The organism is Thorsellia kenyensis (assembly GCF_042432445.1).
Classification (GTDB): Bacteria; Pseudomonadota; Gammaproteobacteria; order Enterobacterales; family Thorselliaceae; genus Thorsellia; species Thorsellia kenyensis.
On the sequence record NZ_JBHLXE010000049.1, the window covers coordinates 1 to 1771 of the forward strand.

The window sequence follows — 1771 nt, forward strand, 5'->3', positions numbered from 1 at the left end:
CTTTAACTGGCGAGGAGCTCAGTCAGTGGTGCCGAATGAAAGGCATTTTTGAACATCAATTAAAGTGTAAGCATCCGAGGAACGCATCTAGAGTAAGCCTATAAATTCACTAAAATAAGCATAGTTTCAACCAATCGAGGATTATGCTTTATGAGAAAATACACAATACAAGAAAAAATCGCGCATTTAGAAGCACGCGCAGCCTCTGGGCTTAAAATGGCGGATTATGCAACTTTGCATAATATCAATTTTAACTCCTTTAGATGTTGGTCTTATTACGTAAAAAAGGCCTTATCTGCTAAATCTATGTAAGCATACGAGGAAGACATCTAGATTACTAATTTTTGTCAAGTATAATAGGCGTTATCGAGGTTGAGTTTTTTAACACTCAGTTTTTTGAATTGATTTGATTGGTAAGAGTTTGTCTAGCTCGTTATATTTCCAAGTTGGCAACACCACTAAGGTTTCTCGCAACCATTGCTCTGGATCGATGCCATTTGCTCTTGCAGTGGCAAGTAGGCTCATGATATTTGTCATCAGCTGCGAAGCTGCAAATGAACCTGCGAATAGCCAATTTTTTCTACCTAAAGCAATAGGTCTGATGTTTCTTTCTATATGATTATTATCGATAGGGACATTGCCATCGTTTAGGTAGATTTCTAAAGATTTCCAGCGATTAATGGCATGATTTAATGCTCTGGCAAAGAGTGTATTCGGTAATGTCTTGGATAAGGTCTTTATTAACCATTTTCTTAACTTTTTAAGAATCGGTTTAGCAAATTTCTTACGCACATACTTCCTTTGTTCTGGTGTCACATGCTTCAGTTTATTCTCAATCTGATAGAGTTTAGCACTTTCATTGATAAAATATTGGGCTAATGGATGCGGTGCGACTTTAACTATCTCAGCAAACTTACGGCGGACATGGGTAAAGCAACCTGCTTCAATAATCGATTCATATTTATCAAACAGGGCTTTATAGCCAGAGTAATCGTCCACCACAAGTTTACCCTTGAAGGTTTTTAATATATTTTGGGCGTGTTTACCCTCACGACTGTCAGTGCAATCATAGTAGATGATGGGCACATTAGAATGTATGCTAGAAGCATAAGCCCAGATGTAGCCATGAATAATAGAGCTCCCTCGCCGATTATCTAAGATATTGAGGCGAGTTTCGTCGGCATGAATGACTTCTTGCTCAAGGAGTAATGTCTTGAGTCTTTCAGCGAGAGGTGCAAGTGCATTTCCCACTGCAGCTACCCAATCTGATAAGGTACTGAGTGAGAAGTCTACTCCCATAGTTTTAAACAACTGTTGCTGCCTATAAAGGGGCAAGTGGTAAATGAATTTTTTAGCAACAATCTCAGCAAGCAGATTATCAGTTGGAATGCCTTTATCAATGATTTCTGCAGGCATAGGCGCTGCGACTAAAGTTTGACAGCAAGTGCAGGTGTACTTAATGCGCTTAGTACGAATGACAATAATTTTAGCAGGAATAAAATCAACTTTTTCAGAAATTGCTTCACCGATAGCCGTCATTTCACTAGAGCATGTTTTACAGGTTTTATCCTCTAAATCAATAATACGTTCTTCCCTTGGTAAATCGAGATTGATGACTTTACGACCACGTGATTTTTTTGGGGGAGTACTCGACTCAGCTTTTTCAGTCGCACCCTCGGAGGCGTCTGAGGGTGCTTCAGTAGAATCACATGAGTGAGTACTTTCAATAAAAGAAGCGAGTTCAGAAAACTCTTCTTCTGTAAATAGATTG

2 protein-coding genes are annotated in these 1771 nt (G+C 39.0%); one reads left to right on the forward strand and one right to left on the reverse strand.

What is annotated here, in order from left to right:
- The first annotated feature begins 150 nt into the window (after positions 1 to 150).
- A complete protein-coding gene (locus tag ACFFIT_RS05120; protein WP_385876578.1) occupies positions 151 to 312 on the forward strand; it encodes a hypothetical protein in 162 nt (53 codons plus the stop codon).
- A gap of 69 nt (positions 313 to 381) precedes the next feature.
- Here ACFFIT_RS05120 and tnpC read toward each other — a convergent pair.
- The coding region (gene tnpC, locus ACFFIT_RS05125) for an IS66 family transposase (RefSeq protein ID WP_385876579.1) at positions 382 to 1771 on the reverse strand (1390 nt) is incomplete at its 5' end.

Bases quoted from the DNA above. Each gene is read 5' to 3' on its own strand.
- ACFFIT_RS05120 (WP_385876578.1), top strand. From the start codon at position 151: ATGAGAAAATACACAATACAAGAAAAAATCGCGCATTTAGAAGCACGC.